General features: G+C 41.3%; 21 protein-coding genes and 1 riboswitch. Of the genes, 5 read left to right on the forward strand and 16 right to left on the reverse strand.

Annotated elements, in window-relative coordinates:
* Positions 1 to 207 precede the first annotated feature (207 nt).
* Positions 208 to 705, reverse strand: a complete 498-nt coding sequence (locus tag CWB85_RS16235; RefSeq protein ID WP_138555444.1) for a peptide-methionine (S)-S-oxide reductase — start codon at positions 703 to 705, stop codon at positions 208 to 210.
* 200 nt (positions 706 to 905) lie between these two features.
* Here CWB85_RS16235 and CWB85_RS16240 point away from each other — a divergent pair, with 200 nt between their 5' ends.
* Entirely contained in the window at positions 906 to 2,762 is a 1,857-nt protein-coding gene (locus CWB85_RS16240; RefSeq protein WP_138555445.1) for a TonB-dependent receptor plug domain-containing protein, read from the forward strand.
* Positions 2,763 to 3,005: 243 nt separating this feature from the next.
* On the opposite strand, the gene CWB85_RS16245 is transcribed toward CWB85_RS16240, so the two are convergent.
* A complete protein-coding gene (locus CWB85_RS16245; protein WP_138555446.1) occupies positions 3,006 to 3,767 on the reverse strand; it encodes a Clp protease/crotonase-like domain-containing protein in 762 nt (253 codons plus the stop codon).
* Positions 3,768 to 3,955: 188 nt separating this feature from the next.
* Positions 3,956 to 4,219, reverse strand: coding sequence for a YkgJ family cysteine cluster protein (locus CWB85_RS16250; RefSeq protein WP_016707400.1), 264 nt, complete (start codon positions 4,217 to 4,219; stop codon positions 3,956 to 3,958).
* Positions 4,220 to 4,346: 127 nt separating this feature from the next.
* Here CWB85_RS16250 and CWB85_RS16255 point away from each other — a divergent pair, with 127 nt between their 5' ends.
* Both CWB85_RS16255 and CWB85_RS16260 read left to right on the forward strand, forming a co-directional pair.
* Positions 4,347 to 5,519, forward strand: coding sequence for an efflux RND transporter periplasmic adaptor subunit (locus tag CWB85_RS16255; protein WP_016707401.1), 1,173 nt, complete (start codon positions 4,347 to 4,349; stop codon positions 5,517 to 5,519).
* Between the two features lie 3 nt (positions 5,520 to 5,522).
* Positions 5,523 to 8,705, forward strand: coding sequence for an efflux RND transporter permease subunit (locus CWB85_RS16260; RefSeq protein WP_138555447.1), 3,183 nt, complete (start codon positions 5,523 to 5,525; stop codon positions 8,703 to 8,705).
* Positions 8,706 to 8,773: 68 nt separating this feature from the next.
* On the opposite strand, the gene ribB is transcribed toward CWB85_RS16260, so the two are convergent.
* The gene (gene ribB / locus CWB85_RS16265) at positions 8,774 to 9,427 is read right to left on the reverse strand and encodes a 3,4-dihydroxy-2-butanone-4-phosphate synthase (protein WP_138555474.1); all 654 of its coding nucleotides are present in this window, start codon (positions 9,425 to 9,427) and stop codon (positions 8,774 to 8,776) included.
* Positions 9,428 to 9,527: 100 nt separating this feature from the next.
* A riboswitch (FMN riboswitch) is annotated at positions 9,528 to 9,695 on the reverse strand.
* A gap of 66 nt (positions 9,696 to 9,761) precedes the next feature.
* Positions 9,762 to 10,700 (reverse strand): LysR family transcriptional regulator, encoded by a 939-nt coding sequence (locus CWB85_RS16270; protein ID WP_138555475.1) that lies wholly within the window; start codon positions 10,698 to 10,700, stop codon positions 9,762 to 9,764.
* A gap of 124 nt (positions 10,701 to 10,824) precedes the next feature.
* On the opposite strand from CWB85_RS16270, the gene CWB85_RS16275 reads away from it, so the two are divergent.
* Positions 10,825 to 11,481, forward strand: coding sequence for a nitroreductase family protein (locus CWB85_RS16275; RefSeq protein WP_138555448.1), 657 nt, complete (start codon positions 10,825 to 10,827; stop codon positions 11,479 to 11,481).
* A 184-nt stretch (positions 11,482 to 11,665) separates the two neighbouring features.
* On the opposite strand, the gene nhaD is transcribed toward CWB85_RS16275, so the two are convergent.
* Positions 11,666 to 13,102 (reverse strand): sodium:proton antiporter NhaD, encoded by a 1,437-nt coding sequence (nhaD, locus tag CWB85_RS16280; protein ID WP_171039029.1) that lies wholly within the window; start codon positions 13,100 to 13,102, stop codon positions 11,666 to 11,668.
* 380 nt (positions 13,103 to 13,482) lie between these two features.
* On the opposite strand from nhaD, the gene CWB85_RS16285 reads away from it, so the two are divergent.
* Positions 13,483 to 14,682 (forward strand): Nramp family divalent metal transporter, encoded by a 1,200-nt coding sequence (locus CWB85_RS16285; protein ID WP_138555449.1) that lies wholly within the window; start codon positions 13,483 to 13,485, stop codon positions 14,680 to 14,682.
* 296 nt (positions 14,683 to 14,978) lie between these two features.
* Here the strand turns inward: CWB85_RS16285 and moaE are convergent, their stop codons facing one another.
* From moaE to CWB85_RS16335, 10 genes are all read right to left on the reverse strand, one after another.
* Positions 14,979 to 15,434 (reverse strand): molybdopterin synthase catalytic subunit MoaE, encoded by a 456-nt coding sequence (moaE, locus tag CWB85_RS16290; RefSeq protein WP_138555450.1) that lies wholly within the window; start codon positions 15,432 to 15,434, stop codon positions 14,979 to 14,981.
* Positions 15,435 to 15,438: 4 nt separating this feature from the next.
* Entirely contained in the window at positions 15,439 to 15,735 is a 297-nt protein-coding gene (locus CWB85_RS16295; protein ID WP_016707409.1) for a MoaD/ThiS family protein, read from the reverse strand.
* Positions 15,713 to 16,183, reverse strand: coding sequence for a cyclic pyranopterin monophosphate synthase MoaC (gene moaC / locus CWB85_RS16300; RefSeq protein WP_138555451.1), 471 nt, complete (start codon positions 16,181 to 16,183; stop codon positions 15,713 to 15,715). Before moaC ends, CWB85_RS16295 begins: the two co-directional genes overlap by 23 nt.
* Positions 16,184 to 16,185: 2 nt before the next feature.
* Positions 16,186 to 16,719, reverse strand: coding sequence for a molybdenum cofactor biosynthesis protein B (moaB, locus tag CWB85_RS16305; RefSeq protein ID WP_138555452.1), 534 nt, complete (start codon positions 16,717 to 16,719; stop codon positions 16,186 to 16,188).
* 34 nt (positions 16,720 to 16,753) lie between these two features.
* The gene (mobA, locus tag CWB85_RS16310; protein WP_016707412.1) at positions 16,754 to 17,332 is read right to left on the reverse strand and encodes a molybdenum cofactor guanylyltransferase; all 579 of its coding nucleotides are present in this window, start codon (positions 17,330 to 17,332) and stop codon (positions 16,754 to 16,756) included.
* Positions 17,333 to 17,336: 4 nt separating this feature from the next.
* A complete protein-coding gene (moaA, locus tag CWB85_RS16315; RefSeq protein ID WP_016707413.1) occupies positions 17,337 to 18,338 on the reverse strand; it encodes a GTP 3',8-cyclase MoaA in 1,002 nt (333 codons plus the stop codon).
* 48 nt (positions 18,339 to 18,386) lie between these two features.
* Positions 18,387 to 21,080 (reverse strand): nitrate reductase, encoded by a 2,694-nt coding sequence (locus tag CWB85_RS16320; protein ID WP_138555453.1) that lies wholly within the window; start codon positions 21,078 to 21,080, stop codon positions 18,387 to 18,389.
* Between the two features lie 10 nt (positions 21,081 to 21,090).
* On the reverse strand, positions 21,091 to 22,584 hold the full coding sequence (locus CWB85_RS16325) for an FAD-dependent oxidoreductase (protein WP_138555454.1): 1,494 nt from the start codon (positions 22,582 to 22,584) through the stop codon (positions 21,091 to 21,093).
* A gap of 422 nt (positions 22,585 to 23,006) precedes the next feature.
* Complete coding sequence (locus tag CWB85_RS16330; protein ID WP_016707416.1) at positions 23,007 to 24,782, reverse strand: bifunctional protein-serine/threonine kinase/phosphatase; 1,776 nt, start codon at positions 24,780 to 24,782, stop codon at positions 23,007 to 23,009.
* A gap of 11 nt (positions 24,783 to 24,793) precedes the next feature.
* Positions 24,794 to 26,263 (reverse strand): NarK family nitrate/nitrite MFS transporter, encoded by a 1,470-nt coding sequence (locus CWB85_RS16335; protein ID WP_029216037.1) that lies wholly within the window; start codon positions 26,261 to 26,263, stop codon positions 24,794 to 24,796.
* Between the last annotated feature and the right edge of the window lie 109 nt (positions 26,264 to 26,372).

Below are 26,372 nucleotides of genomic sequence, written 5' to 3' on the forward strand. Positions count from 1 at the left end.
AATATGCTTAAATATTTAACCATTCTAGCGGGCTAAATAAAGCGCTAACAGCGTTAGTAATTTTTCAAGTAGAACAACTACATGTCAAAATTTCTGCCTTGTTATCACTGTATTTACCTGTCGCTATAAGTGGTCAGTAACTTAAGACGATTGGTATCATATTAAGCGTGATATGTTAAAGCAGATATGAAGTTAAGATCTATTACATTAGTTTTTGTATTTATGTAGTAAAACTCGTGGAATATGACAGTAGTCATCGGGGAAGTGAGTTAAACGGTCTTGATGCTCTATATCGCTTGCTACGTAATTGGTTAAAGGAAGTACTTCGACCACAATTTTAGCAGCATCATCTCGCTTGTTAATATAATCACGTGCTATGGTTAGGTGTGTTGGCTGTTTACTATAAATAGCAGTACGGTACTTAGGTCCAACATCATCCCCTTGCTTGTTAATACTATAGGGATCAATAATTTCAAAGAAATAGCTGATCAACGTATGCAGCTCTACCTTATTGGTATCAAACACCACAAGCACACATTCAGCATAACCATCATAATCGCCCGCTGTCGTGTTGCTTGTCCCATTGGCACGTCCAGCTTCAGTGCTTATTACACCAGGTAAATGCTTAATAAACTCTTGTACACCCCATAAGCAACCACCAGCAAAATATACGGTTTCGAAATCAGTATTATTAACAGTATTCATAGAGTACAACCTAGCAAGTGTTTAGCAGAATTAAGAGTGAACAGCCAAAGAGATACATGATTAGCAAATGCAATTTTTTCTCAATCAGATACAATAACGCCCTATTTTAATCACGTGCTAAGAATGTACTCAATAATAAAATAACTGATGTACCTAACTGCACAACTAGAACAATAGTATAAGCGCAAAGAGATTTTAACGTGATCAAACCTGTACACCTAGCATTACCTACCTTGTTATGTAGTTTTTCAACATTAACATTAGCAGCCGAGCAAAAAAGCAATACCGATGAGATTGAACAAATCGCAGTGCACGCTTCAGCCACGGCCAATCAACTTCCCGTTGGTACATTTGATGCCCCTGTGTCTAACTTAGAATATGATCCGCGAGTTGATTTGCAATCTCGTAATATGGCCGAAGCACAAGCGGATGTGACTATCCGTGGCGGTATTTTTGAAAACACCGGCTTTCGGGTAGGCAGTGCAACTTTATTTGACCCACAATCAGGTCATTATTTTGCTGAGATCCCTATTGCACCGCAAATGCTAGATACCGCAGATATTTTTACTGGTGTCGAAAATGCCCTGTATGGTGTAAATAGTTCAGTTGGTACGGTGTCGTTTGGTTGGACGCCTATTAATACTGGTGGCAGTGTGTCATTAGGTACGGGTAATAACGACTTTAATTTACAAAGCATCAATGCTGGAGTCAATGTGCCACTTTCAGGCAAACCTGATTGGCAGTTAGGTTTTCAAGGTGACTACGCGCACTCGCAAAGTGACGGCACAATAGACAATGGCGATCATGACTTTACCCGTGCATCTGGCCGAGTGCAATTAACTGGCCCGCAATCACAAACAGACTTATTTTATGGCTCGCAGCAAAAGTTTTTTGGCTGGCCAAACTTATATACGCCATTTGGGGTAAACGAAACCGAAGATCTGGATACGCAATTATTTATCCTTAACCATAAGCAAGGCTATGCTAAACAGAGTACGTTTGAAATATCCGCTTATTATCGCAAAAATGATGACCATTATATTTACTCACGTGAAAACCCCAGCGCATTTGAAGCATTTCATCAAACACAGGTAAAATCTCTCGCGCTATCAGGCCGCCATAACAATACTGAGTCATTTGCAATAAATTACTCCGCGCAATATATGGAGGATTCGATTGAATCAACCACGCTTGAAAATAACTTTACCTCGCGTAATTATTATAAACTCAGTGTGTTACCAGAATATCAAACCGCCATTGCAGCTAACCAATTAGTGACTATTCGCTTAGGAGCAGCTTTTGACGACACGAATAGAGATGACTCACAATTTTCACTGCTTGGGGATCTTAATTGGCGTACTCAAAATAATGATGGCACAGAGCGCACAGTGTACTTATCGTTTGCTCAGGCAAGTCAAGTAGCCGGATACACAGCTATTGGTGGCAGTGAATCAGGTGGGTTATTTAGAAGTAATTATAATCTTGAGCGCGAAACCACTCAAAACCTAGAGCTTGGTTTATTACTTGAACAGCAATCTTGGCGCTTAGATTCAGCTATTTTTTACCGCCAAGATGAAAATCTTACTGATTGGACCTACAGCTACAGCTCTACTTCTGCCCGCGCCGCTAACCCAGTTGATATATACACCGCGGGCATTGAGTTTTTAGCAACTAAACAGTTTGATACTATTGAGCTTATTAGCAGTTACACGTATCTGCATAAATCAGAAAATTATGGCGCAGCAGATATCGATGCCAGTTTTTATGCCTTGAATTTTCCTGATCACCGTATCACACTCGGTGCTGTTTGGCAGCCTATGGATGTGCTTGAATTTAGAATTGATAACGAATGGCGTAAACAACATGAAAATGTATTAAGAAACGGTGATGATGAAGCGTTATTTACACATCTCACATTAAAAATAACCCCGCCAACACTTGATAACTTATTTATCACACTATCAGCTGATAACCTATGGGGCGAAGCATTTGAAGAGATCCCCGGCACACCAGGGCGTGGTGAACAATACACGCTGAGCGCAACTTATAGCTGGTAATCAACTAATTGATATTAGTAACAAAATAAGTCGCATTTAAAGTCTATGCTAGCAAACGCTTTTTTAGTTCGTTTTTATTCAACACTGCCTATCCTAAATTTTTTATATAGATTAATTATAGGCAGTTACACAGATTTAATATCAGCCTCAAGCAAAACAGAAAAACTCAACGTGGTAACACTTACCATGAAAAGATATTGAGTCTATAGCTTTTTCGTAGTCTTGCATTGCTCCATATTCACATCATTTATGATAGTTATAACTTGCGATTTTTTTGTTCACTTTTTCATGAAATGAATTTGACAATTCTTGAAGCTTTTTTTCTTCTATATAAAAAACATCTAAGTAGTATATTTTATCAGTAACTTTAAAGCTGGCTTTTTGCGGACCTTCGAACTCTATATTTAAACCTAAACGCTTCAAAGTTAAAGTATCATAACTAAACAGAACAGCGTTTCTTTTAAACTCAGGCATCATATCTAATACCGTTATAACCAAATCAACATCTGTCACAGTGCGAAAATATTCGTATTCTGCTAATTGCCATTCTTTAATTATTTTAGCTAAAGCTTCATTTTCATCAATCCCAAAAATGAAAAACAAAACTTTTATAAAAAAGCTATGGGACTTAGGTTGATAATAAAAATGCTGAAAACCTGAACCATGCCAACCTATAATTGAGTTTTTGGTAACTAAAACATAATGCGATGCTGTTGCTATATAATTAGCGCATGAAGAAGCACACTGCCCTTTTACGACGACCTTTAAATGATATTCCTTAACAAGTTTTCCAATTTCCATACCTGCAAAAACATCACCACCGCCACTGTTGATTTCTAGCGTTTTATAATCCTTAGGGTGTTTTTCTAATAACTCTTTTAACTTTTCTAAGTTGACTTCATTTGTCGAGCCAATGAACTCAATTGTTGAGTCATTAATCGCAACAACAGAAGAACTAATATCATCCTCTAAATTCGCTGTTGAGCCACAACCAAAGATTAACAATATAAAAATTAAGAACGAATATTTCAGATTAAACACCATCGTTTATAGCTGCACCCACACTCATCAGCTACAAAATATACAATTTATATTTACAACTTACAACTTACAACAACTTTAATGGACAAAAAAACATACAAAAACCTCAAAGTTAATGCCTAAATTCGTCTACTTGTCGAAGTAAAAATATATCATGTCATCTGTTCAAGTTCAGTGATCAACTGCAATGCTTGCGCGTTGCTGGTACCACATACATCAATTGTTGCAGTAAAATCACTACACACTTTCGGCCGACTTTCATCACCAAACAACTTACATAAATTATTGTTATCTAACTGAATACAGCGTTCTCCCGCTTTTTTACCCTGTGGCATTCCTGGGATTGGCGAGCTGATACTCGGCGCTATACAACATGCGCCACAACCCAACCGACAAGCCATTGTTGATGTGTTCATAATTCGCCCCTTTTGTGATTTATTTCATCAATATGTTAATTGTGTAATGACTTGTTACATCTTCATACGCCTTGTAAACACTTTCTTCATTATACTCACAACGTCACCAAATTATGAGGAAAGCCCTGTGGCTACTAAAAAACAAATCATGTTACCTATTGCCGTGTTAATCGCGGGTGTAGGTCTCGCGGTTGCGTTTTCAGCAATGAAACAACCGCCTGAAGAAAAACCAGCACAAGATACACGCCCATTGGTCTCTGTTAATCCTGTTCACCTTGATGCAATTTCCTTAGACGTTAAATCGTATGGGGTTGTAAAAGCAAAAGATCACACCCCATTGGTTGCACAAGTGAGTGGCCAAGTAGTGTTTGTCTCTGAACAATTCGTCCAAGGTGGTTTTGTTAAGCAAGGGGATATTCTAGCACGAATAGATCCAAATGATTATGAAGCGGCGTTAATTGAAGCGCAAGCTGGGTTGGCGCAAGCAAGCTCGGACTTAGAGATTGAACGCGCACAAGCACATGTAGCACAGGCTGAATGGGACCGTATAAAAGACGATTCAAACCAAATGATCCCATCACAATTATATTTACGCAAACCGCAGTTAGCAGAAAAACTTGCTCGCTATCGCGCAGCGCAAGCATCCGAAAAACGTGCCAAGCGAAATTTAGAGCGCACTTATATTAAGGCACCGTATGATGCGATTATTTCTGAACGGGCAATTAGTTTAGGTAGTGTTGTTAACCCCGGTAGCCAGTTTGGCGCCTTAAGTTCAACTTTAGTTGCTGAAATTCGTCTGCCAGTGGCTGATAAAGAACTGCAATATTTAACTAACAGCGGTATCGGCGCAAACGTTACGCTCAATGCTGACTACGCTGGCAAGCCAACAACCTGGCAAGCTAAAATTGTGCGCAGTGAAGGCGTTATCGATCAAAAAAGTCGAATGAGTTATTTAGTAGCACAAGTGAATACCCCTTATGCCAGTGAACAGCCACTGCGCTTTGGCTCTTATATCAATGCCACTATTTCAGGGCGTGAACTAGATAATGCGATTATCGTTCCTCATCACTTAGTGAAAAACGGCAAAATCGCAGTAATGAATGATGATTTAACACTTTCGTTTAAACCTCTTAATATTATTAGAGAACAAAATGGCATGGTTATCGCGTCACAAGGTTTAAATGATGGTGAGCAATTGATCACATCTGCTTTAGATTTCCCAACCGAAGGCATGCAAGTCAAACTAAATAATGCTGATAAGCCTGCTGGTGCAACGCAACTTGCGTTGAAAGAGGAATAAGTCATGGGCATTCATAGCGAAAAAGGCTTAATTGCTTGGTTTGCACGTAACCCTGTTGCGGCAAACCTATTGATGATTTTTATTTTAGTTGGCGGCATTTTAACGGCGTTTTCTATTCGTAAACAGATGTTCCCGCAGTTTGAAAATAATTGGATCAGCGTACAAGCGGTCTACCCAGGCGCTGCCCCGCAAGAAGTTGAAGAAGGTATCACCATTAAAGTCGAAGAAGCCCTCGAAGGCTTAGAAGGCATTAAACGGAAAATTACCTACTCCAACCGTGGCTATTCTCAAGCTTGGATCGAAATCGAAGAAAAATACGATACTAAAGAAGTACTCGATGAAATAAAAATGCAAGTTGATGCAATCAATACCTTCCCTGCTGACATGGAACGCCCAATTGTACGCCATGATAAGTTTGAGCAAGAAGTAATGATCCTCGCCCTTTATGGCGACATGAGCAATTATCAACTCAAAGAGCTTGGCAACAATATTAAAGACGAGCTGCAAGCCTTACCGCAAATCAACCTCGTTGAATTTAATGGTGGCCTTGATTACGAAATTAGTATTGAAGTCAGTCCAGATAAACTTCGCGAATACGGTTTAACCTTTAGAGATATTGCCAGCACCGTACGTGCTTTTTCAGCCAACATGTCGGCAGGACAAATTCGTTCTGAAAACGGCTATATTTCGATGCGTGTTGAAAAACAAGCCTATCGCGGTAATGAGTTTGAAAAACTACCACTGATTTTATTACCTGATGGCGCGCAAGTGTATTTAGGTGATGTAGCAACCATTAACGATGGCTTTGCAGAAGGCCTGCAATACTCAAAATATAATGGTAAAAATTCGCTGTCGTTTGAAGTAAATGCCTCAAAAGATCAAGATATTACCAAAGTTGCCAAAGTGCTAAAGCAATACTTAGCTGATAAAGCAGGCCAGCTTCCAGCGGGTGTTAAGCTTGCCCCCATAGTTGACTTAACTTATTACCTTGAAGGTCGTTTAGACATGATGATCGACAACATGGTATGGGGCGGTCTGTTAGTAATGGTGGTGCTTGCGCTATTTTTACCACTGCGCTTAGCGTTTTGGGTGATGATGGGTTTACCTGTGTCATTCCTAGGCGCCTTCTTAATGATGCCAATGGGCTTTTTAGATGTCACCATCAACTTGGCGTCTTTGTTTGCCTTTATCCTCGTACTCGGTATTGTGGTTGACGATGCCATCGTGGTGGGTGAGTCAGCCAGTGCCGAAATTGAAAAACACGGTCACTCACTTGATAACGTTGTACGCGGGGTGAAACGCGTTGCTATGCCTGCCACCTTCGGCGTATTAACGACCATTGCTGCATTTTTGCCGCAAACTTTAGCCAGTGGCCCAGGTGCTGCGTTTTCCAAAGCGATTGGCGGAGTTATTATTCTGTGTTTGATTTTCTCACTAATTGAATCAAAACTTATTTTACCGGCTCACTTAGCGGCAATGAAACACCGTGAACCGAATCCTAAAAACCCCTTACATCGCCTTCGTAAAGTAATGGATAGTGGTTTAAAACGCTTTGTAGATAACTATTACACGCCATTTATTGGTCATTGTATTCACTACCGATATACCGTCATTGTGGGCTTTATTTGCGTACTAATTGTCAGCGGCGGTATGTTTGCTGGTGGTTTAGTTAAATTTGTCGCAAACCCTAAAATTCCTCATGATTTTCCGCGTATTTCTGTTGAAATGAACTTAGCCTCATCAGAGCAAGCCACCTTAGAAACAGCGCAGAAAATCGAGCAAGTTATTTTAAATGTTGATCAACAACTAAAAGAGCAATATGGCACAGCCATGGTACGTGATCTATCAGTTAGTTTACGTGGTCGTACTGAGGCCAGCATTATGGCGGTATTAATTGATCCACAGTTACGCCCTATTGATACCTTTGCTTTGAGCGCCCTGTGGCGCGAACAAATGCCAGCGTTGCCGGGCGTTAAAACCTTAACGATTCAAGACAGTATCATGAATGGTGGTCGAGACGACGGTGATATTAGCTTTCGCCTTGAAGGAAAAGATGCCAAACAGCTAAAAGAAGTAGCGGCAAAGTTAAAAGAGAAACTCAACACCATGGAAGGTGTGGGTGATGTAAATGACTCAATGCAAAGCGCCACCGATGAAGTACAACTTGATTTAAAACCATTGGCGTACAGCATGGGCCTCACCCTTGCTGATGTGGCTTCACAAGTCAGTTTTAGTTACTACGGTATTGAAGCACAACGTATTTTACGTGACGGTGAAGAAGTGAAAGTCATGATCCGCTACCCACAAGAAGCACGTAATTCAATCAGCGATATCGCCAGTGCTCGTATAATCAGCCCCAGTGGTGCAGAAGTACCTTTAGCAGAAATTGCTGATGTAAAACTGGTTGATGGTGTAAACCGTATACGTCGTGAAAACTCAAAACGTACCGTTAACGTATGGGCAGCCGTTGATACCGACCAAGTTGAACCATTTGCAATTGCCAAAGAAATTCGTGATGAATACTTACCTGCACTATTGAAAAGCTACCCTGGTGTACAAAGTAGTGTTGCTGGGCGTATTCAAGAGGAAATGGACAGTGTGGCTGAGCAAGTGCGTGATTTTGCACTATCAATGATGATCATTTTCGCGTTATTAGCGATACCGCTGCGTTCATATTCGCAGCCCTTAATCATTATGTCGGTGATCCCATTTGGTGTGATTGGCGCCATGTTTGGGCACATGATTTTAGGCATGACGATGAGCGGGTTATCGATCTTCGGGATCATTGCTGTAGCCGGTGTTGTTGTGAACGATTCGCTCGTGATGGTTGATTTTGTTAATAAAGGACGCGCTGAAGGTGTCGCAATTAAAGACGCCGTTATGCAAGCTGGTGCTCGTCGCTTTAGAGCAATTATGCTCACTTCGGTCACCACGTTTATTGGTGTTTTACCGATTATAATGGAAACCAGCTTACAAGCTAAAATCGTTATCCCAATGGCTGTATCACTGGCGTTTGGTGTGTTATTTGCCACCGTAATTACGCTGGTCCTGATCCCTTGCCAATATGTCGCACTTGAAGATACCAAACGTTTAATTCGCAAATTGCGCGGCAAAGAAGCGTTACAAGATGGTAAACCGTTTGATGATAACGCGATAGATAAAAAGGTAAGCCCTACTCACTCGTAAAAATTTGATATCCCAACCAACTAGCCCGAGCTGTTAACATCTCGGGCTTTTTTATTACGGCTCTTTAGCTAAGACGCTTGTTGGTGACTTAATTGAATATATTGCACTAAATCTTCAATTGAAACCACCACCATGCTCTGCTTTAAAGCAAATTCACTCACTTGTGGTAAACGTGCCATAGAGCCATCCACATTATTTAACTCACAAATAACACCAAAAGGTTTTAAGCCCGCTAATTGCATCAAATCAATTGATGCTTCGGTGTGGCCACGACGAACAAGTACACCACCGGTTTGCGCGCGCAAGCCAAAGACATGACCAGGTCGAGATAAATCCTCCGGTTTGGCGTTATCTGCGGTTGCCGCTTTGATCGTTGTAACTCTATCCGCGGCCGATACGCCGGTTGTGACACCTACTTTAGCTTCGATGGTAACCGTATAAGCGGTTTGATTTTGGCTGGTATTGTTAACAACCATTTGCGGTAAATCGAGTTGTTTAACGCGATCATCACCCATGCATAAACACACAATACCGCTACCTTCACGGATCATCATCGCCATTTGCTCGGTGGTGAGGTGCTGTGCTGAAAACACAAAGTCACCTTCATTTTCACGGTTTTCATCATCCACTACAAGCACACCTTCACCTCGTTGCAATGCAACAATAGCACGTTCAACACGCTCGAGTGGTTCGCCAAATTGGCTAAGTAAAGAAGACTGAATCATCATTTTTAATACCTATTTAAATATGAAAAGATTCAGGACATTGAAAGGCACAGCAAAAAGACCACCAGCAGGCAGTCAATACTGTTTTATAGATTAACTATATTCTCTTTCATCCGGACTATGACCGTCGGCTCTGGTCTCGCACCAGATCTGCTGACCTTTATAACTAAGTATAGAAATAAAGCGCTCGCGGGCTCATTCTGTCGTGATAAATCACTTAAAATATACCGCCGGTGGGGAATTTCGCCCCGCCCTGAGAATGCACTAATACAGTTTGGTTGTAATAGCGGGGTTATTTTATACTTAAATACTCATTAAGTGCGAGGACTAATTAGTTATCAAGCACGTTGTGTTCAAGTACACCTTTATCAATTAGCTGGCTAAGTGTCTCGCGCGCTTTTTCTCTGCATATATCTCGTAATAAACGCACTGCAGGCGTTATTGATTGGCGACTTGGGCAAATGAGCCACAACTCACCACAGGTATGCTGGTAATCATTCATCACTGTGACAACTCGATCGTTAAGTAAATCATCAGCAATATCCAATGCCGACTTTACTGCAAGCCCTTTGCCTGATACACACCAGCGCCTAACTAGATCACCATCATTAGAGGCACGCTTGCCCTGCATTTTTACTTTGAATTTATTTTTCCCATCGGTGAATTCCCATACGTTATTGATAATATCTTGCAGTTGATAGAATAACCCTTGATGCTGGGCTAAATCATCTGGGTGCTCGGGTTCACCATAGGATTTTATGTATTGTGGTGTGGCACATAGCAATCGCGGAATATTACAAATTTTAAATCCGTAGACATTCGCATCATTTGGCGAACCATAGCGCAGCGCTATATCCACCGAATCGCGATAAAAATCCACGTTACTGTCACTTATATGTGTGCGTAGGCTCACTTTAGGGTAATTATCCATAATTTCATCAATCCACGGGATCACTAAATTACGGCCCAGATCTGACGATAATGCTACCCGCAGCTCGCCTTCAATCTCATCCTGTTCACCTTTGAGGTTTTGCCGAGCTTGCTCAAGTATGGTTATTGCTTGTTCGCACTGTGGAATATAACGCTCTCCTGCAGCCGAAAGCCTTAAGTGACGCGTAGTTCGCACAAATAAATCGACACCTAATGTTGCCTCAACTCGTTTAATAGCAGCACTGGCCGTTGCTGTACGCATGTCAAGTTTTGCTGCTGCAAGGGTGATACTTTTAAACTCTGCGACTTTCAAAATAAGTTTTAAATCGTCAATCTGCATATTATCTAAATATATTTGATAATGATTCAATAATTATGCTGTTTATCAAAAGTAATGCAAGGGCTATCATCTATCTCATTAATCTGCTTTGTTTAAATAAAGCTATTCGCTACAGGAACCACTTATGACACACCCGATTATTACTGACTTAGAAACTCGTTACACAACCAAGAAATATGATGCAACTAAACGTGTATCTGCAGACAATTTAGCTGTTATCTGCCAAGCTATGCGTTTATCTGCGTCATCGATTAACTCGCAGCCATGGAAGTTCATTGTTATTGAGTCTGATCAAGCAAAACAACGCATGCATGATACGTTTGCAAACAAGTTTCAATTTAATCAGCCGCATATTAAAACAGCATCACACATTATTTTGTTTGCTTACAACCCAAAATATAGCCGTGCAGATTATGCAAAAGTGATTGATGCTGATATTGCAAATGGCCGTACGCCTGCAGAAAACCGTGAGCAAGCCTTTGGGGCCTATGCATTTGTTGACTTGAATACTGATGATACTGGTAATAATGGTACATGGAGCAAAGCACAAACCTATTTAGCACTGGGTAATACTATGCATGCTGTTGCGCGCTTAGGTATTGATTCAACACCAATGGAAGGCGTTGATAGCGAGCTAATTAGTGAACTTTTTGCTGATGAGCTAGATGGCTATATTTGTGAAGTAGCACTTGTTATCGGTTATCACGAAACACAAACTGACTATAATGCCAAACTGCCAAAATCACGCTTAAACCAAGAGCAAATTATTCAGGTGATTTAAGTGGCAAATAAATCTATCTCCAGCAGGAGCTAGACAAAATACATTTGTCCTTTAATATCAGTGCCTACAAGTTATATTATTGGCTTAAATTGGCTCACAAAATTTAACTTTATTTGTATAAAGAAAAAGCGAACACGTATCAACCTGTTCGCTTTTAATTTTGCTGTTTAGGTGTGCTCTTTAATTAGAAAAGATCAGCGTTTAACCATAAATGCAGCATGATACTGGCACCATAACCAAGTGCTATGACTGGCATCCACTTTAAATGGCCAAAGAATGTATAGTAGCCTCGAGCTTGCCCCATAAGCGCCACTCCAGCCGCAGAGCCGATTGACAGTAAACTCCCGCCAACCCCTGCTGTTAAGGTGATCAATAACCATTGCCCGTGTGACATATCTGGTTGCATTGATAGCACCGCAAACATCACAGGTATGTTGTCGATAACTGCGGAGATAACCCCTAAGAATATGTTAGCCGTTGTCGCCGACCAATTACCGTAGAGCATCTCTGACATTAAGTTTAAATAACCTAAAAAGCCTAAGCCGCCTACACACATTACAATTCCGTAGAAGAACAATAAGGTATCCCACTCTGCACGCGACACTTTACTAAATACATCAAAAGGCACAACACTACCAAGCTTCGCTAAACGATCATTGTCACCAAGTTGCTCTGCATGCGCTCTTTTTCGAGCAAGTGAGCCTGGCAAAGTCATTCTTAAAAAATAACCGAAAAATTGTAAATAACCTAAGCCCATCATCATGCCAAGTACAGGCGGCAGGTGTAAAAAGCTATGGCTTGCTACGGCGGTGCCTATCGTTAGTAAAAACAATACTAAAATTCGTACAGCCCCACGCTTTAACTCTACATCTTCATAGTGTGCGGTGGGTTGTTTATCAGCGACGTAAAAACTCATTATTGCCGCAGGAACAAGGTAATTTACTAATGATGGTAAAAATAAAACCATAAACTCATTAAAATGAACTAAACCAGCCTGCCAGACCATTAAGGTGGTAATATCACCAAATGGACTAAATGCCCCTCCTGCATTTGCTGCAATCACAATATTAATACAACTAAGATTAATAAACGGTTTATCACCTTCAGCCACCTTCATTACAACTGCGCACATTAATAATGCAGTGGTTAAGTTATCGGCAATCGGGGAAATAAAGAACGCTAAAAAGCCGGTGATCCAAAATAAGTTTTTATAATTAAAGCCTTTGCGGATCATCCAAGCACGCAGCGCATCAAATACCCTGCGCTCTTCTAATGCATTGATATAGGTCATCGCCACTAGTAAGAACAGCATTAGCTCGGCAAATTCGAGTAAGTTATGCCTAAATGCAGCTTCGGTAATGTCAGGCATATCATTGTTTACATAGTAGGCACCAATTAAAATCCAAATTAAGCCTGCTGCAACCAACACTGGTTTGGATTTTCGTAAATGCAGTTTTTCTTCGAGCATAACCACAGCATAGGCAATGCAAAAAATACCAATACAGATCAAGCCAACAGTTGAGTTAGTTAGATTTAATTGGCCTTCAACTGCCCATGTTGGGGAGCTAAAGCACAAAAGCACTAGGGTAAATAGATTGAAACCTCGTAGTAAGTTTTTCACACGGTACGTCCTGTTTTAATTTTAAATTTTGTATTTTTGATGGCTATTTAACATTATTTTTGGTTTTAATTATCTCTGTTAACAAAATGCTATCAAAAAGTTGGCGTAAAGTACCACAATAAGCTCCATACGCTATTATACAGAAGTCTAAATTTTCATAATTAAGTGTTATATCTAATGACAATAGAGCGAATATAAACGGCGTTTCATTGTTTCCTATATGTCTGATCGGCATAGCCAGCTTAGCACCCAACACACTTAATTTTTATTGTGCTTTTAACACTATTAATTAACTTGTATGCTGTAAGCCATTGATATATTGAATCACGCCGAGTGACTGTATACAGTTACGTGTATTAAATAAATTTTTAAGGTTACTTATGCGATTAGGACCAGGCCTACTTGTTACAGCTGCTTTTATCGGACCAGGGACCATCACCAGCGCCAGTATAGCCGGTGCCAACTTTGGCTTTGCGCTGCTCTGGACATTACTATTTTCAGTGATAGCCACGATATTATTGCAATCCATGGCCGCTCGCCTTGGTGTGGTTACAGGTCAAGATCTTGCCCAAGCATTGCGTACTCACATACAGCACCCGTTATTTAAACCCCTAGCCGCCTTTTTAGTGATCAGTGCCATAGGCATTGGCAGTGCCGCCTATGAGGCTGGCAACTTAAGTGGCGCCACAATGGGATTAATTGAAATTTTCCCTCAAGTAGCCACGCAAGTTTGGACGCCATTAATTGCAGTCTTCAGCGCCTTATTGCTATATAGCGGCAAACATAAAGTGGTAGAAAGCGCTCTGATCTTTTTAGTCATTTTGATGAGCTTAGTGTTTATATCTACTTTGCTCATGGCAGCCCCACCCATCACTCAACTACTAGCAGGCTTTATACCAAGTATACCCGAAGGCTCAGCGACAACGGTATTAGCCTTAGTAGGTACTACTATTGTGCCTTACAACCTATTTTTACACTCAGGTATACTCGCTGCAAAACATGACAAACACACAGATCAACGTAAAGTCATTAAGCAAACAAATCTAGATACTGGCATATCAATCACTTTGGGTGGCGTCATCACACTGGCGATTTTATCAACCGCATCAGTTGCTTTTTACGGCTCTGAGGTCGGAAAAATCAGCGCTGCAAATATGGCGATGCAATTAGAACCCTTACTGGGTAATGCCGCCCATTATTTTTTTGCAATTGGCTTATTTGCTGCGGGCTTAACCAGCGCGATCACCGCTCCCCTTGCTGGCGCATACGCCGTATGCGGTATGCTTGGTTGGTCTAATGATATGAACAATAGTCGCTTCAAACTTGTTGCTACAGCTATCTTAGTATTTGGTACTGCGGTGGCGTCACTTGGTTTAGACCCTATTAATGTCATCATCTTTGCTCAAGCCGCCAATGGGTTATTACTGCCGATAGTCACCACATACCTTGTATGGCTGGTCAATCAAAAATCAGTTATGGGGGATTTCACCAATTCAATTAAGGTGAATATGCTCATTTTACCTGTGTTATTGCTGATATTTGGCCTAAGTAGCTACAAACTAATTAGCTTAATTTTGTAGCTTCGCTCATTGGAAATGCAAAAGCAGTTGTTAATTACAAGCAGCTGCTTTTAATTTCGAGAAACAGGAGATTTTTAACGCGTTGCTCTTATCGCTGAATAAACTGCAACTTAGCTGTGCTATTGGTTATATGACTTTAATGCTGCTTGTATCTCATGCGATTAAGTATAATCTAGATAACCGTGTAAAATTTTAGCAACTGAAAATGCTCCTTTGTATTGCTTTACAAACTTAGTGCAAAGGCTTTGCACAAGCTCTCTAGCGTTTTAGTTGCTGTCCTTATAGGAATTTAAAACTTAGCGCCACTTTTGTTGCGCCTGTAAATCAGACGCTTTAAATTCAACCCACTGCGATGTATGACTAAAGTGTTCTTTTTTCCAAAAAGTAGCCTGTGTTTTTAAATAATCCATAATAAATTGCGCCCCATCAAAGGCATTTTGGCGATGCTTCGCAGTCACACCAACAAATACAATTTGCTCGCCCAAAGGTAAATAACCGATTCGATGGTAAATACTAATACGGCCTAATTGCCAACGCTGTTGAGCTTGCTGTGCAATAGTTAGCAGCAGCTGCTCTGTCATTTGTGGATAGTGTTCAAGTTCCAATGCCACCACATTATCGCCGTGGCTAAATTCTCTTACTAAACCAGTAAAGGTAACCACAGCTCCTTGCTGTACGTTACCTATTTGTAGTGCATGATGCAATGCGCCAATATCAAAATCATCATGGCTAATGGTAATTTCAATTGTCATTACATTAGCCCCCTGTTACTGGTGGAAAGAACGCCACTTCATCACCACCTTTCACAATCGCGTGCTGTTGGGCTATTTGCTGATTAACCGCCGCAATCAATAAGTTGTCATTTAATGCCACTTGCCATGTAGGCTCTAAGCTCACTAAATATGCCTTTAGTTGCTCTATAGAAAGCGGGTGTTGAATTTCTATATTATAATTTTCGCACTGTAAGCGCTCTTTAAGTTGCCCAAAAAACAAGAGGTTAACTTGGTTGGTCATTGTGTTCGCTGATTGCTTAATCGCGTTGCCAATCGCCATGTTTGCCTCCAGTTTTTTTGATCACCCGAATTGAATGGATTTCCATCATTGGATCAGCAGCTTTACACATATCAAATAATGTCAGGGCAGCTACTGATACTGCAGTAAGTGCTTCCATTTCAACCCCAGTTTTACCTGCAAGTTTGCATAAGCTGGTTATTTTTATAGTGCTGTTTGGTTCATCTAACTCAAAATCAACAGCCACTTTAGTCAACGCCAGAGGATGACATAGGGGGATCAGATCCGCGCATTTTTTTGCAGCTTGAATTCCTGCAATACGTGCGACCCCGATGACATCACCTTTTTTATTTTCATTGGCAATGACTTCTGAAAATGCCTGCTTAGACATCGAGATCATCCCTTGCGCCATTGCTTCACGAGAACTAACTTGTTTCAGTGAAACATCAACCATGTTTGCTTGGCCGTGCTCATCTATATGACTTAACATGCTTACCCCCTAGTTGCACAGCCTCTGCCACGACTGATATGTGGCACAAAATTACACGGCTTAAAGCTTGAATTTAATTGCTGCGCGATGATACCTGTCCATGCTGTTTTACACGCTCCAGTTGAGCCAGGCATGCAGAAAATAACTGTATTATTTGCAAGCCCCGCAAGCGCTCTAGATTGAATAGTCGAGCTGCCAATTTCACTGTAAGAAATGTGCCTAAATAATTCACCAAAACCATCAACCGTTTTATCAAATAACGGTTGCATCGCCTCCGGTGTTGAATCTCGCTCTGTAAAACCGGTACCACCGGTAACTAAAATTGCGTGAACATTTTCGTCTGCGATCCATTGCGATGCAATTGCGCGCATTTGATAAACATCGTCTTTCACAATTTTTTTATCAATCAATTGATGGCCTGCACCTTGTAATGCCTGGACTAAATACTGCCCTGAGGTATCGCTATCTTCATCACGGGTATCACTGACTGTTAGCACTGCGATATTAACCACACTGTTATCTGCTGTCGTTGTCATAATTTATTTCTTCTTGTTACATTGATTAATTAAATTACTTGATACTGTGTGCTTTACATAATTCATTGTATTGCACAGGAGTATTAATATTACTAAATGCGTTGACTTGCGGGTGTTCCAGCGACGCTCCTTGACATGATTTTATAAATTGCTTAATTGAACAGTTACTATCATTTGTTGTGAGTGTGGCGTGTAAATAACCTTGTGTCACTGGATTGTTTTCAATATAAATTGGTAATGGGGAATGACTGAAATGTGCTACATACATCTTTTTATTGAACACTTTTTGTTGATCATAAAAATTCAGTAAACGTATAACTAGATCGCGATTAAGTAATGGCATATCAATCGCTACCACAAATAGGTCATTTGGTGTTTGTTTAAGCGCGCTGTATATGCCTCCCAGTGGACCTTTATTTGGGTATATATCCACTAGATAATCTGTATTTTCATGGTTTTCGTTACGGCTTATCAACACCTCGCTAAGACCTGCGCTGCGCAATAAATCAACACTTCGTTGTTGCAGAGTTTGCTCACCAAATAGCAGGTCGGCTTTATTCGCTTTCATGCGTGAAGACTTGCCACCCGCTAACACTAATCCTGTCACAGCCATTACGCTACCCCCCTAACATCGCTAAATGCTTAGTTGCTCCGGTAAAACGCTTATCAAGCTCGTGACTAATGGTTTTATTACTCATTGCGCTGCGCAGCAGTTTAACCGTTTGCTCTACGGCTTGCTCTGGCGTGCCACAATTTAATGCACTACGTAAGTCGATGCCTTGATCAGCAAATAAGCACAAATGTAATTTCCCCAGTGCTGAAACGCGTAAACGATTACAGCTTTGACAGAAGTTTTTGCTGTAAGGCATGATCAAACCTATCCGGCCTTGATAATCTGGATGCCAAAATTCTTGCGCAGGGCCATTCAGCGTCCCCTTCACAACTTGTAACCAACCCGCTGCCAGCAAACTCTCTTTCACGCCTTGACCACTTAAATGGTTTTGCTCAAAAAATTGCGTGCCATTACCGGTTTCCATCAACTCAATAAACCGCACCGTAACTGCTTGATGTTTTATCCAAGCTAGGTAATCTTTAAGCTGATTATGATTAAATGCTTTGGCTAATACAGCATTGACTTTGATACGCTTAATGCCTATCTGTTGTGCCCGTGCAATTCCTTTTAATATGTGTTGTAGCTTGTCATGCCCTGTGATCAGTTTAAACATATTCGGATCTAAACTATCAATACTGACATTAATAGCATCAAGCCCCGCAGCCTTATATTCATCGATATTGTCAAATAGGTTAAAGCCATTTGTGGTGAGTGCTACTTCAGTAATTCCGCTCGTCGCCTTACAGCGCTCGATAATTGCAGGCAGGTCTTTACGCAGGCATGGCTCACCGCCCGTTATACGAATTTTTTTAGTACCAAGTTTGGCAAAAGCACTCACTACATTCGTAATTTCTGTTTGTGTTAAAAATGTCCGTGGCGTATCACATTGGTAGCCGTTAGGTAAACAATAGCTACAGCTAAAATTACATACATCAGTGATAGAAAGTCTTAAATAATTAAAACGTCGGCCAAATTTATCTACAAGTTCATGTTTGTCTTCAAGCATAAAGTCGTCTACTTATTGTTTTTATATACATCAGCTGTGACATAACAACTACACCGTGATCAGCACATCAATTTGCTGTCCTTTAGCCAGTGCATGACGTTTAATAAGCTGACTTAACTCTGTTTTACACGAGCCACAATTGGTCCCACACTTTAATTGTTGGCCTAATTCATCAACTCGGTGAGTTCCCGCTTTAATTGCATCGATAATTGGCTTCTCTCTGACTTTGAAGCAACTGCAAATTTGCCGCCCCTGGCTAAATTCTTCATCAGGTGTCGCGGTTAATAATGATTGTAGTTGTGTAAAGTTCAATGCTGGTTCACTAAATAAGTGATTAATCCACTCAATCGATGTGGTAACTTGTGTATCGCTGATCATTGCAACAAACACTAAGCGTCCATTGGCAATACATTGAATACGCTGAGTCGTACCTTCATAAAAACCAGACCACTGCCCTTTTATGCCACTTATCTGTTGGCACCAATGCAGTATATCTGGCACAGCGTCATTAAAAGCAAGTTGATATTGACTGCAATTACTGGCATTGACTTTTAGCCAATAGTCACTGTGCGAGGTGACGTTTGCATGGCAGCTACATTGCTTGGCAACAAATACATTCATATATTGGCTGAATGTTACAGGGAGCAGCTTTATGGCTGTAAATTTAGTCTCTGGCTGACCAGAAATAGGATCTGCTATCGTTGCATACAATTTACCGACATTAGCAGATGATGCAAATTGCTGATTCCAATGGATCGGCATAAAGCATTCACCCGCTCTTAATGAGTCAGTCACTTTGGCATTCGCTATTACGTCACCCACCTTAGAGATGGCTTGTACTAAGTCATCATTGTTGATCCCAAGTTGACTTGCATCTTGAGGGTGAATTTCAATGTAGGGGCGGGTAATATGGCTTGAAAGTGTGGCCGACTTTCCTGTACGAGTCATAGTGTGCCATTGATCGCGAATACGCCCAGAGTTCATTACCAATGGGTATTCTGTTGAAGTAACTTGCTTCGGTAGCTGTGGCGTGATGGGGATAAACCGCGCTTTTTTATTTGCTGTGCTAAATTGGTTTTGGCTAAACACTTGCCCATACTGGTAGCTATCGTTGGCAATACACGGCCATTGAATTGGCCTTAATGCATTATATTCTCGTGTGCTCATACCCACAAGGGCAGACAAATTAAGTTGCCGTGTACCGTTATTTTCAAAGCTTGTTAAACGCGCCCACTCATCAAAAATTTCACTGGGCTGAGTGAAGTCAAAGCCATTGAAACCCATTTTTTTAGCGACATCACAAAGTATTTGCCAATCGTTTTTTGCCTCAGCGAACGGCGCTATAATCGCCCTTTGACGAGAAATACGGCGCTCTGAATTTGTTACTGTGCCTTCTTTTTCTCCCCAGCCGGTGCTAGGTAATTTAACGTGGGCATACTCAAGTGTATCGTTACTAGCCACACAATCTGATACCACAACTAACTCACACGCCGTAAGTGCTTTTGCGATCTCATGAGTATTCGGTAGGCTAACCATCGGGTTGGTTCCCATGATCCACACTGCTTTTATTTTGCCATCGCGGATCGCATCAAACATATCAAGTGCTTTAGCCCCTTCTTGCGTAGCGATTGTCGGAGATTGCCAAAAGCGCTTTACTAACGATTGATGTTGTACATTATTTATTTCTAAATGCGCTGCAAGTTGATTTGCCAACCCACCGACTTCACGTCCGCCCATGGCATTAGGTTGCCCGGTAATAGAAAATGGTCCTGAGCCTTTTTTTAGTAATTTCCCTGACGCTAAATGAGCATTAATGATCGCATTGCATTTATCAACCCCTGAGGTTGATTGGTTAATGCCCATTGAGTAAAAGCTTATTGCTGAGGCACTGTTAGCAAACTCGCTATAGAATTGACTAAGCAAGTGTGTATCCAGCTCACAATAGCGAGCTACTGCAGCTATTGTCCAAGGCTGTACTGCAGCTAATGCGGATGCAAAGTCATCACAATGTTGTTCAATAAAATCATTATCAAGCTGTTGATTATCCGCTAAATAACGCAACAAACCGTTATACAATGCGGCGTCTGTGCCTGGCTTTATTTGTAAAAATCTATCAGCCAGCTCTGCGCTATCTGTGCGTCTAGGATCAATAACCACCACTTTCATATTCGGATTCATGCGCTTGGCTCGCGCAATGCGCTGGTATAAAACTGGATGCGTCCACGCCGCATTAGAGCCAATTAAAATAAGCAGTTCGGTGTGCTCTAAGTCTTCATAATCACAAGGGACTACATCTTCACCAAAAGCACGTTTGTAACCTGCCACCGCAGAAGACATACATAATCGTGAGTTCGTATCTATATTGGCCGAACCGATATAACCTTTCATGAGTTTATTGGCAATATAATAGTCTTCGGTTAACAACTGTCCAGAAACATAAAAAGCCACCGCATCAGGGCCGTGCTCAGCAATTATTTTACCAAATTCACTCGCCACGTAGTGACTCGCCTCAGACCAGCTTACTTGTTTGTTATTGATCTCAGGTGCTGTAAGGCGATTATCATTACTTATTGTATCTAGTAAATGGGTGCCCTTTACGCATAATCGCCCATAGTTTGCAGGATGCTCTGGCATCCCCTCAAGCAGGCTGGGTTGGTTATCTGTTAAGGCAACGTCCACTCCACAGCCGACTCCACAATACGCGCATGTTGTTTGAATTAAGCTCTCTTTTAACGTGGTCATGGCGCTCTCTTTATGCAAGTTCAGTTACAGGGATTAATACTTCATCACTAAGCTGCTGCGGCTGTGCTTTAGTAATGGCTAAGCTATGCTCAATAATGCAATTCACGCGGTTTTCACAGCTACCACAACCGGTACAGGCTTTAGTTATTGCTTGCACGTCAACCAAATCATTAGCGCCGCTCAATACTGCTTGTTCAATAGTGTGTTTGGTAACTTGGTGACAGCTACAAATAACAGCATCCGCCGGTAAATCAGTTATTGAAACTGTATCTGGCGGTGGGGCAAGCGGAAAAATAAGGGACTCTGGGGCGGCATTCAGCGCTAAGTCGTTTAAGTGATATTGCAATAAGTTATCATAGTCACTGGTATCACCAACCAGTACAGCACCAATTAAACGAGTACCAGCTTGGTTGGTCACTACTTTTTTGTAGACTCCGGCAAGTTGATCATCAAACACATAACTACGCGCTCCCGGTGCCCGTGCATGAGCGTCACCGATAGAGCCAACTTCAACCCCCATCAGTTTTAATTTAGTGCTCATATCTGCACCAAAAAATGCATCGTCACTGTTGTTAAATAAAATGTGTTTCGCGGCAATTTTAGCCATGGCGTAACCCGGTGCAACTAAGCCAAATATAAAGTTATTCCACAGCGCACATTCGCCAATAGCGTAAATATTTTGATCTGACGTTTGGCAATGATTATTGATCACTATGCCGCCACGCTCACCAACGGCTAAATCAAACTCACGCGCTAAATTATCATAAGGGCGGATCCCTGCTGAAAATAAAATGAGGTCCGTTTCCAGTGTTTTACCACCTTTAAAACACATTTTATAACGACAGCGATCTCCATCGACAATTTCTTCAGTCGCCATCGAGGTATGGACCTGTACTCCTAATGCCGTTATTTTATCTTTCAGTAATCGCCCCCCGCCATTATCGACTTGCACCCCCATAAGTTGCGGCGCAAACTCAACCACATGAGTTTCCAAACCTAACTGTTTTAAAGCATTAGCAGCCTCTAAACCAAGTAACCCTCCGCCAATCACAACTCCTACTTTACTGCTGCTGGCGGAATGCTTGATTGCATCCAAATCAGTTATGGTACGATACACGAGGCAATGCTCGCGATCTTTCCCCGGAATGGGTGGTACAAAAGGAAATGAGCCGGTAGCGAGTACCAGTTTGTCGTAATCAAAAGTCACGCCCCCACTCGTAGTGACTTGCTGCTTTACTCGGTTTATGTCAGTGACTTTTGCATTGGTGAAAAAGCGTACTTGCCAATCTGTATATATTTGCTCATTAGTGAGTGCAAGATCATTGGCTGTTTTGCCAGTAAAAAACTCAGATAAGTGTACTCTATCGTATGCTAAGCGCTCCTCACCGCTGAGTACCGTTACTTCAACACCTATATTAGGTTTTATAAGGCTGGTAATTTGCTCTACGAAATGATGCCCAACCATTCCATTACCGACGACGACAACTCGTTGTTTGCGGCTCATCAGTTCACCCTACTTGCAATTGTATTTATTGTTGTTATTAATTAAAGCAAAGGCCATACCAAACATTTAAATCAAACAAATACAATAACTTATATTTTCTTTACTTATTAAAGTCTAGGTACAGCACCACGACGATCCATCATTTGCACCACTGTGATACTAGGCAGTGTTACGCAGTTAAGGTTTATACTTATTCAAGTTAGGGTTTTTTCATCGAAGTGCAGACAATCTGATTTCATGCATTAACTAACAATGAGCAAATCCCTCGCCATTAGCACCGCTTATATAGCTGTGGTGTATGATCGACTAATAAGTAACCGCACGACGAAGGGCTGTCTATTTGGGGAGGTTAAATTTACTGTTGTATGTTTGGCTTTTAAACTCGGCTATGCCGACTTCAAAAGTCAAACACACGGGTAAGCTTAACGAGGCAGAATAAGCACTGTAAGTAGGCACAGGAATAAACCGATAGCGATCACTTGCCACACCATTACGGGGTTACGCTGATAAAACGACGGCTTATCAATCACTGTCATATTAAGCTGCGAGTTAGGTGTATTAAGGTCATTGATGAACTCAGAAAATGAGCTATAGCGATGCTCAGGCTTTACTGCGGTAGCTTTCATTAATGTTTGGTCAAACCAAAATGGGATATCATTACGGTAGTCGCGAATACTACGATAATGCCAAAAAGTGCTGCTTGACGATGTCGATTGGTTAGAAGATAACGACTTATACGGTAAGTGTCCAGATAGTAGTTCGTAAACGATGACAGCGAGTGAAAATAAATCACTCTTAAAGTCGGCGTTCAAGGTCTGTAATGTTTCTGGGGCTGTGTAACCTAGTGTGCCTTGCGGACATTCATCGGTTATTTGATGAATGTCATCATGTATAGAAGCAATTTTCACGGTGCCGTAATCAATCAAAGTTACTTTGCCGTGCGCATCTATCATAACATTATCTGGCTTCAAATCACGATGGACCATGTCAAGACGCTGAAAAGCTCGCAGTGCTTGAACTATTTGCAACGCAATGTTTCGCACTTGGCTTATTTGTGGCTTAGGGTTGTCTGCCTGCCATTGCCTTAAGGTTTGACCATCCATGTATTCACAAATATGATACAAAAATGCACTGTCGTCGGCGGTGCTAAGTACTTTCATCACATTAGGGTGGTCAATACGCTGGCCAACCCAACCTTCACGCATAAACCCTTGCAAGTAATGCAGATCCTCCGCAAAGTTTACTGAAGGTGTTTTTAATACCACAGGGGCCGTATACTCATCACTTTGCACTAAATAAATGTGTGAACGAGTACTTGCGTATATCTGCCTTAGCACTTTGTATTGATCAAGCTGCTGGCCGACTTGCAATACGCTGGGAATTTTGCGTTTAGTGAGATCCCGATAACGTTCATCTAAGCACTTTTTGGGGAGCTGTTGTACTTTTACAAGTAAACAACTGACATTGTCGTCACTGCCCTGTGCAATCGCAAGTTGTGTTATCGCTTTCGCTGCCGCTTCCAAATCTTGTTCACTATTAATGCACTCAATAATCTGTGTTTTACTCAGAAAATCGTGTACACCATCACAGCTCAAGACATAAATATCATGTTGTTTTAGTTCAAACTGATAGACATCAACTTCTTGGTGTAGCTCTGCGCCTAATGCCTTAGTTAAATGCTGATTAACTTTATGGTCACGAGTTAGTTGAGTCAGTTCACCATCACGAAATTGCGCAACACGGGTATCACCCAAATGAAAAATAAAGCCGCTGGTTGATTTTAATATCAACGCACTAAATGTTGTCATCCAATGCGCTTGACGGTGAGTCTGTTGGCTATTAGTAGGGGTTTGCGAATAAAGCCATAAGTTTAAACTAGCCAGCACTTTTGAGACTGATTTTTTTACCGACCAACTTGGCTCAGTCGCTAAGTATTCATTAATAAAATGACTAACTGATAAATTAGCCGCTTCTTTGGCGAATTTTGCACTTGAGCAACCATCTGCAATACAGGCCACAATGCCTTTGTGATCACGCTCATGACCTTGCGTATTCAGTGCGGCAAAGGCATCTTGGTTATCTGCTTTGATGCCTGATGCTGAGTGACCGCCAAATGACACTCGTAGCTCATTGACAACATGCGCTGCAGCGATGCGTTTATTCACATTACGATTCGCTTTGACGGTTTCAGCTATCATCTAATTTCTCCTTATGTAACAGAGATTAATTCAACAGAGCCGTCTTCATTTACTTCAGTAATGTGGCCTTTTGGTTCTTGCATAAACATTAACGCTACCAGTCCCACTAATGCACTGCCTGCGATGACAAAAAAGAAAGTTTGATACTCAACAATTGATAATACTGTTAAATATACTACCGCCCCTACATTGCCATAAGCACCTGTCATACCAGCAATTTGCCCTGTTAAACGACGCTTAATCAGTGGTACTGCCGCGAACACAGCGCCTTCACCAGCTTGCACAAAGAACGAACATGCCATTGCGGCTATAACAGCTAACCACAGCGGCCAGCTTGCATCAACCAAGCCCATAACAAAATAACCAACAGCTAAACCCATCGTCAGCACAATCAAGGTTATTCTGCGTCCAAGTTTATCTGAGATCCACCCACCGCCAGGGCGCGATGCAAGGTTCATAAACGCGTAGGCAGAGGCAAGCAACCCAGCATAAACCATATCGAGACCAAACACTTCACTAAAGAATAACGGCAACATTGAAATAACTGCAAGCTCTGAACCAAAGGTTGTAAAGTATAAAATATTTAACACCGCAACTTGTTTAAACTCATAGCGTTGTGACTCAGGAACTGGTTGTTTAAAAATGCCTTTATTAATGTCATACGTTTTATATACCTCATAAATATAAAGTAAAATTAGAACACTATAGACACCTAATACAAAATTCGCGGAAATAAGATTGGCACCACTTGGTGACAGTTTCCAACTTAAAAGTGCCAGTGCCGCATACATTGGGATTTTCATGATCAACAGTAATACAAAGTCACCTTTACTGGTTACTTCCATTGCGCCTATTTTTTTAGGTTTAAAATAGGTTGCCCCTTTTGGCGTATCGGTAACATTAAAAAACCAAATCAAGCCAAATAAAATACTGATAACCCCAGTCACAGCAATTGCATAACGCCAGCCATCTTCCCCACCAAATAGCAATGCAATTACAGGTAACGACATCGCTGCAGCTGCGGAGCCAAAGTTGCCCCATCCGCCATAAATCCCTTCTGCTATACCAAGCTCATTCGCAGGAAACCACTCACTCACCATACGAATACCAACCACAAAACCTGCCCCAATAAATCCCAGCGCAAAGCGGGCAATGGCTGCTTGCTCAAACGTTGTGGCTGCAGCAAACATAAAACATGGAATACTACAGACTATAAGTAACGCAGAATAAACAATCCGTGGGCCGTATTTATCAGTAAGCATACCCACCACTACCCGCGCAGGTATGGTTAATGCAACATTTAAAATCAGTAACGTTTTTACTTCAGCCATACTGATCCCAAGTGAGGTGGCTATAGCTCCTAGCATGGGTGCATGATTAAACCAGACAAAAAATGATACGAAAAAAACCATCCAACTAAGATGAAGCACTTTCATCTTGCCCCGAAATGAGAATAAATTGAATCCTGTACTTTGCTGCATACGGCACGCTCCTGACGCTATTTTTTATTAGAATAAAATCTTAAAATACTTTTAATACTCTTTTTTTGTTCTAAGTAAGTTAAAAGCGAGTAGGAACGAGCAAATTATG

The sequence above is a fragment of the Pseudoalteromonas sp. S1727 genome (genome assembly GCF_005886375.1).
Lineage (GTDB): Bacteria > Pseudomonadota > Gammaproteobacteria > Enterobacterales > Alteromonadaceae > Pseudoalteromonas > Pseudoalteromonas haloplanktis.

Coding starts and splice junctions, on each gene's coding strand:
- CWB85_RS16235 (WP_138555444.1), bottom strand. CDS start 705: ATGAATACTGTTAATAATACTGATTTCGAAACCGTATATTTTGCTGGT.
- CWB85_RS16250 (WP_016707400.1), bottom strand. CDS start 4,219: ATGAACACATCAACAATGGCTTGTCGGTTGGGTTGTGGCGCATGTTGT.
- CWB85_RS16260 (WP_138555447.1), top strand. CDS start 5,523: ATGGGCATTCATAGCGAAAAAGGCTTAATTGCTTGGTTTGCACGTAAC.
- CWB85_RS16270 (WP_138555475.1), bottom strand. CDS start 10,700: ATGCAGATTGACGATTTAAAACTTATTTTGAAAGTCGCAGAGTTTAAA.
- CWB85_RS16275 (WP_138555448.1), top strand. CDS start 10,825: ATGACACACCCGATTATTACTGACTTAGAAACTCGTTACACAACCAAG.
- CWB85_RS16285 (WP_138555449.1), top strand. CDS start 13,483: ATGCGATTAGGACCAGGCCTACTTGTTACAGCTGCTTTTATCGGACCA.
- moaE (WP_138555450.1), bottom strand. CDS start 15,434: ATGACAATTGAAATTACCATTAGCCATGATGATTTTGATATTGGCGCA.
- CWB85_RS16295 (WP_016707409.1), bottom strand. CDS start 15,735: ATGGCGATTGGCAACGCGATTAAGCAATCAGCGAACACAATGACCAAC.
- moaC (WP_138555451.1), bottom strand. CDS start 16,183: ATGTTAAGTCATATAGATGAGCACGGCCAAGCAAACATGGTTGATGTT.
- moaB (WP_138555452.1), bottom strand. CDS start 16,719: ATGACAACGACAGCAGATAACAGTGTGGTTAATATCGCAGTGCTAACA.
- mobA (WP_016707412.1), bottom strand. CDS start 17,332: ATGGCTGTGACAGGATTAGTGTTAGCGGGTGGCAAGTCTTCACGCATG.
- moaA (WP_016707413.1), bottom strand. CDS start 18,338: ATGCTTGAAGACAAACATGAACTTGTAGATAAATTTGGCCGACGTTTT.
- CWB85_RS16320 (WP_138555453.1), bottom strand. CDS start 21,080: ATGACCACGTTAAAAGAGAGCTTAATTCAAACAACATGCGCGTATTGT.
- CWB85_RS16325 (WP_138555454.1), bottom strand. CDS start 22,584: ATGAGCCGCAAACAACGAGTTGTCGTCGTCGGTAATGGAATGGTTGGG.
- CWB85_RS16330 (WP_016707416.1), bottom strand. CDS start 24,782: ATGATAGCTGAAACCGTCAAAGCGAATCGTAATGTGAATAAACGCATC.
- CWB85_RS16335 (WP_029216037.1), bottom strand. CDS start 26,263: ATGCAGCAAAGTACAGGATTCAATTTATTCTCATTTCGGGGCAAGATG.